This window comes from Candidatus Endomicrobiellum cubanum (genome assembly GCF_031278955.1).
GTDB lineage: Bacteria > Elusimicrobiota > Endomicrobiia > Endomicrobiales > Endomicrobiaceae > Endomicrobiellum > Endomicrobiellum cubanum.
Map to the genome: position 1 here is coordinate 23,307 of NZ_JAITJM010000044.1, position 6,256 is coordinate 29,562.

General features: G+C 33.4%; 4 protein-coding genes. 2 read left to right on the plus strand and 2 right to left on the minus strand.

Annotated features, from left to right (window positions below; all coding sequences use genetic code 11):
* The first annotated feature begins 63 nt into the window (after positions 1–63).
* On the plus strand, positions 64–2,586 hold the full coding sequence (gyrA, locus tag LBD57_RS04080; protein WP_373470054.1) for a DNA gyrase subunit A: 2,523 nt from the start codon (positions 64–66) through the stop codon (positions 2,584–2,586).
* Between the two features lie 216 nt (positions 2,587–2,802).
* On the opposite strand, the gene LBD57_RS04085 is transcribed toward gyrA, so the two are convergent.
* Positions 2,803–4,011 (minus strand): ATP-binding protein, encoded by a 1,209-nt coding sequence (locus LBD57_RS04085; protein ID WP_373470055.1) that lies wholly within the window; start codon positions 4,009–4,011, stop codon positions 2,803–2,805.
* Between the two features lie 506 nt (positions 4,012–4,517).
* Here LBD57_RS04085 and LBD57_RS04090 point away from each other — a divergent pair.
* Positions 4,518–5,831, plus strand: coding sequence for an ATP-binding protein (locus LBD57_RS04090; protein ID WP_373470056.1), 1,314 nt, complete (start codon positions 4,518–4,520; stop codon positions 5,829–5,831).
* A gap of 103 nt (positions 5,832–5,934) precedes the next feature.
* On the opposite strand, the gene LBD57_RS04095 is transcribed toward LBD57_RS04090, so the two are convergent.
* On the minus strand, positions 5,935–6,183 hold the full coding sequence (locus LBD57_RS04095; protein ID WP_373470060.1) for a HEPN domain-containing protein: 249 nt from the start codon (positions 6,181–6,183) through the stop codon (positions 5,935–5,937).
* Between the last annotated feature and the right edge of the window lie 73 nt (positions 6,184–6,256).

Consider the following 6,256-nt stretch of genomic DNA (forward strand, 5'->3'; position numbering starts at 1 on the left):
TTGATGAAGAAATTTTGCAAAAAATTAAAACTATACATGGAATAATTTTACAAGAGGATAGAAATGTCAAGGGAAACAAAAGAAGGGCCAGCAGAGATACTGCCAGTAAGTATTGTTCCAAGAAACATTGAAGACGAAATGAAAACCTCTTATATAGATTACGCCATGAGTGTAATTGTAGGAAGAGCTTTACCTGATGTTAGAGATGGATTAAAGCCAGTGCATAGAAGAATACTCTATGCAATGAAAGAAATGGGATTAAAACACAATACTGCATATAAAAAGTCTGCAAGAGTCGTTGGTGATGTTTTGGGTAAATACCATCCACATGGAGATTCTGCAGTTTATGGTGCAGTTGTTAGAATGGCACAAGATTTTTCTTTAAGGTACCCAATGATTGACGGGCAAGGTAATTTTGGTAGCATAGATGGAGACTTTGCTGCAGCTATGCGTTACACCGAAGTTAGAATGGACAAAATTACCGATGAAATGCTTGCAGATTTGGATAAAGATACAGTAGATTTTATACCAAACTATGATGGTTCTTTAAAAGAACCATTAATTTTACCTACAAAACTTCCAAGCCTTTTAATTAACGGTTCTTCCGGTATTGCTGTAGGTATGGCTACAAATATTCCAACGCACAATTTGTTGGAAATATGTGATGCTTTAGTAGCTTTAATAGACGACCCAGAGCTTCCAGTTAGTGAAATATTTAAGTTTGTTAAAGGGCCCGACTTTCCTACAGGAGCAATTATTTTAGGTAAAGGCGGTATTAAAGAGTATATGGAAAAAGGTAGAGGCTCTGTAAGAATAAGAGCTAAAGCCGAGATAGAAGAAATAAAAGGGGCTAGAGAAGCCATAATTGTAAAAGAAATTCCGTATCAAGTAAACAAGACAAATCTTATAACATCCATTGCAGATTTGGTAAAAGATAAAAAAATAGACGGTATTTCTGACTTACGTGACGAGTCTGACAGAGAAGGGATAAGGGTAGTTATAGAAATTAAAAGAGATGCAAATGCTCAAGTTGTGCTAAATCAACTTTATAAACATACTCAGATGCAAACTTCTTTTGGTGTTATAATGCTTGCTCTTGTAAACAATAGACCTAAAGTCATGAACATTAAAGAAGTTTTAGTACACCATATTGAGCACAGAAAAGTTGTTGTTGTAAGAAGAACACAATTTGATTTGAAAAAAGCTGAAAGCCGTGCGCACATTTTGGAAGGTTTAAAAATAGCAATAGACAATATTGATGCTATTATTAAAATAATGAAAGAGTCACATGACGAAGAAGTTGCAAGAACTTCACTAATGTCTAAGTTCCGTTTAACCAAAGTACAGTCTGAAGCTATTTTGGAGATGAAAATTCGCCAATTGACAGGCCTAAAACGACAAGAAGTGGAAGATGAATACTTAGAAAAAATAAAACTCATAGAACAGCTTCGTTCTATTTTAGCAGATCCTAAAAAAGTTTTAGCGATAATTAAAAAAGAGATAGTTGAAATTAAAGATGAATATGGCGATAAAAGAAAAACGCAAATTCAAGCTGCAGAAGCAGACTTTAACATTGAAGATTTAATTCAAGAAGAAGACGTTGCGGTAACGATGTCGCATACAGGTTATATTAAACGTATTCCTCTAGATACTTATAAAGCTCAACATAGAGGAGGACGAGGAATAACTGCGATGAACACAAAAGAAGAAGATTTTGTAGAAAACTTGTTTATCACAAACTCTCATTCTTACATGTTATTTTTTACCACTAGAGGCAGACTTTACTGGACAAGGGTTTATGAGATACCTGAAGGGGCTAGAACTTCTAAAGGTAAAGCGATAGTGAACCTTTTGCAATTGCAAGGTACAGAAGAAAAAATAACAGCAGCAATTCCTATAAGATCATTTAATGCTAGAGATATTAGGGAAGAGTACTTGCTTATGTGTACAAGAAAAGGAACAATCAAAAAGATTGCTCTTGAAGAGTTTAAAAATCCAAGAAAAGGCGGGATAATAGCAATTAAGCTAGAAGATGGAGATATTTTAACGCAAGTAAAAGCTATAGAAAAAAATCCAGAAGTTATAATCGCAACTAAAAAAGGTATAGCTATAAGATTTAAAGAAAGCGATGTGCGTGCAATCGGTAGGAACGGTATGGGCGTAAAAGGAATATCTTTAGAAAAAGATGATGAAGTGATAGGCATGGAAGTACTTGCTCCAGAAGATATTTTCTTGTCAGTATCGGAAAATGGGTATGGAAAAAGGACTGAAGTTGGTAAATACCGTTTGCAAAGAAGATCAGGGCATGGTGTAATAAACATGCAAGCCACAGAAAGAAATGGTAATGTTATAGGCATAAAAAAAGCTAATGCTAATGAAGAAGTGATGATAATGACAAAAGAAGGGATTACAATTAGGCTTAGAGTCAATAGTATTTCTGTAATAGGTAGAAATACTCAAGGCGTAAGGCTAGTAAAACTTGGGCAAGATGATAAAGTTGCCGCATTAGCTTCTGTAATAAAAGAAGAAAATGAACAAGAAGCGCAAGATGCTGTGGAAACAAAAGACTTGCCTGAAGATGAGTAAAAAACAGTATGCATATCCTTGCAGTGATTTTTTTGACAAAGCAAAAAACGTAGCTGTGCCGAATAACGCACAAGTAAAGGCATGGGTCAAGGATTTTAAAGAACCCCAAATAGTATAGATAGCAATTGTAGAGTTTGACTTGCCCGGTAGTAGGTAGAAAGAAATTATTCATGAAAAAGTAAATATAGGGGAACGCTACTGGTCAAGCCAGAAATTTTAAATATCCCAAATAGAAATTGCAGTTGCATTAGTAAACAATGGTTGTTGTGTAGGTGTTAAACAAATTAGATTTCCATGCTTGACATGCTCTATTTTTGAGAAAGTTTTAAAAACTTTAGTGTCGTCTAAAGTTGGCGTAGAGGTTTTTTTTATTTCTATTGGGTAAAAATATCCATCTTTGTATATAAGCAAATCAATTTCGTTTTTGTCGGAATCACGATAATAATATAAATCTGCTGAGACCGCATTGTGTTTATATGATTTTATGATTTCGCTTACAACAAATGTTTCAAAAAAAGAGCCGGCTGCGATACCTATTTCTAAAGCTTCAGGGGTAGTCCAGCCAGCAAGATATGCTGCAAGACCAGTATCCATAAAATACATTTTAGCTGTTTTTGTTAATCTTTTTGTTGTGTTTTGAAAATATGGTTGTAGTAAATATACAAGTCCTGAAGTTTGTAAAACAGATAACCAATTTTTTGCAGTATTTACAGCAATCCCTACGCTTTTAGATATGTCTGTTAAATTAAGCTCTTGGCCAGTTCTTGCTGCTAATACTTTTAAGAATGTAAGGAATGAAATCTCATTACTTATGTTTATAATTTGGCGTACATCTCGTTCAATATAGGTTTGTATGTAAGAGTCATAGAATATTATTCTGTCTCTTTCGTTTTTATTTATAACCTCAGGAAATGATCCCTGCCATATAATTTTAAAAGTTTCTTTAGAGTTTTTGTAATCTAAAATTCTTTCTCTATCTTTTTTGGGTAAAAATGGTTTTTGCAAACTAGGTTTATCTTGCAGCTCATACAATGAAAATCCAAACATATTAAGTATTGCAACGCGCCCTGCTAAACTTTCAGTAACACCTTGCATCATATTAAACGATTGAGAACCTGTAAGCCAAATCCTCCCATATTTGTTAGAAGAGTCAACAATCATTTTTATATAACTAAATAGTTCAGGAGCATATTGAATCTCATCAATACAAACAGGCGGAGAATATTCTTCCAGAAATCCTTGAGGATCTGTTTTTGCTTGAATTAAAAATGAAGGATTGTCCAAGGTAACATATTTTCTTTCAGGCGTTGATGTGTTTTTTAATAATGTAGTTTTCCCTACTTGTCTTGCTCCGGTAACAAGCAAAACTTTAAAAGATTTAGAGATTTCTAAAATAGCATTTGTAAGAGTTCTTTTTTTATCCATATAGTCCTGTCCTTAAGTACACTACATAATATAATAACATATCATAAAATCTGAAAATTTGCAATAACGCTGCAAATTTTCAGATTTTATAAAAAGATATTTATTTTTCAAAAAGAGTTTTATACGGATGTTTTGCAAGTAAATTTTTTACAAAGTAAGACAAAAAAGCAAAATTTATAGAGTGATAAGAGCAAGTTTCAAATATAACAAATATTGTTTAATACAGCAGTGTCGAGTATATATTAGAGTTTTAGACAGCCTCCTCTATTGTTGCTACCTGACTTGACCTTTTGTTCCCCCAAACCACCTTTTTTTCGTTAAAACGGTCAAGTCAGGCGCTAATACGATATATGTAGACAATATTCGCGTAAACTTCAGTCTAATATATGTTTTAGACAACAAAAAGTCAGGCCAATAAAATGTTGTGTACAACATAAAACCGGTTTGACTTTTATTGTTTGTTTGTATATAACAAATAGGTAATTTAAAGTTTAGAGGTTTAAAAAATGCAAAGATTTGCTTTTAAAAAGTTGATTTCTTGGAAAAATAACCCAAACAGAATGCCCCTGATTATAGATGGTGCACGTCAAGTGGGCAAAACTTGGCTGATGAAAGAGTTTGGAAAAACGCAATATGAAAACACTGTATACGTAAATTTTGATGTTGAACCGTCTGCAAAAGCTTTTTTTGCAAGCGACTTAAAGCCAGCAAACATTATTCGTTCTTTGGAATATAAAGCAGGTTTTAAAATTATACCCCAGAAAACGCTGATTATGTTTGATGAAATACAAGAATGCAACCGTGCACTAGGAGCTCTTAAATATTTTTGTGAGGACGCACCTCAATATCACATTATTTCTGCTGGTAGTCTTTTGGGTGTAGCTATGCACGAGGGAGATTCTTTCCCGGTAGGTAAAGTTGACAGGGTTGAACTTTTTCCCTTGAGCTTTGCGGAATTCTTGCTTGCTGTAGGGGAAACACGTTACCAACGAATGCTTGATGACAAAGCGTTTAACAAATTTGAAATTATAGATAAAGATTTAACCGTTCTTTTAAAGCAATATTATTTTGTAGGAGGTATGCCACGCGCTGTTAAGATTTTTGTTGAAACAAAAGATTATGAGAAAGTTCGAGAAACACAAAGAACAATTTTGCGTGATTACGAGAGTGATTTTTCAAAACATATTGATGTGCCGTCTATCCCCAAAGTTGGAATGATTTGGGATTCCTTACCTAGTCAGTTGGCAAAAGAAAACAAGCAATTTGTTTATAGCGATATGAAAAAAGGTGCAAGAGCAAAAGAATTTGAAAGCGCACTTTATTGGCTACAAAAAGTTGGTTTAATATATAAAGTTAGCCGTATTCAAACACCCTCTTTGCCTTTAGATTCTTACGGCAAAGAGCAATTTAAACTCTATATGTTAGATGTAGGTTTATTTTCTGCAAAATCTGGGTTAGCTTTGCAAACACTTGCCGAGCCAGACCCTGCGGTTTTTAACCAATTTAAAGGTGCTCTTACTGAACAATTTGTTTTACAGGAATTAAAATCTTGCCCTTTTGATAGCAGAATTTTTTATTGGGCAAACGATAAAAGCAAAGGTACAGCAGAAGTTGATTTTTTATTTCAATATAATGGTACTATTATCCCTCTAGAAGTTAAGGCAGAACGCAATTTGCAAGCGAAAAGTTTACAGACTTATATAAAATATTTTGCACCAAAATACGCTATCAGAACATCTCTTGGGCACTACGGCAAACACGGTGGGATTTGGGATATCCCTTTGTATTTAATAAAAAACTTTGCAAGTATTATTTTATAAAAATTGTTTTTCTTCTCTCCTCTAATGCGTATAATTATTGTGGTTTTTAGGGAAAAATAAGAAGTTCGTTACTTCAATTCTTGTTCTATTTTTGATTTTACTTCTAATGCGAACTTGTAATACTCTCTTGCTTCTTCTTCTCTTGGGGGATTGTAATCATCCGGGTATCAACTTTTTCATATTTTCTGTAAATTTCTATTATAAAATTTATGTCTAAACTCAAATCTTTAATTTTTAAAATTTCTTTATAAAGAAATTTTAAATTATGTGTTTTTTGTAATTCCCATCCATGCTCTATTAAGAAACCTTTAAAATATTTTTCTATTGCTTGTTGACAATGAGATACAAATATCTCTCGTTGGGCAAAATTCGCTTTTTAGTAACTCGCGCGCAATCTCTAAGTCGTCTTTTGCGTAATCTACCCA

Coding starts and splice junctions, on each gene's coding strand:
- gyrA (WP_373470054.1), top strand. CDS start 64: ATGTCAAGGGAAACAAAAGAAGGGCCAGCAGAGATACTGCCAGTAAGT.
- LBD57_RS04085 (WP_373470055.1), bottom strand. CDS start 4,011: ATGGATAAAAAAAGAACTCTTACAAATGCTATTTTAGAAATCTCTAAA.
- LBD57_RS04090 (WP_373470056.1), top strand. CDS start 4,518: ATGCAAAGATTTGCTTTTAAAAAGTTGATTTCTTGGAAAAATAACCCA.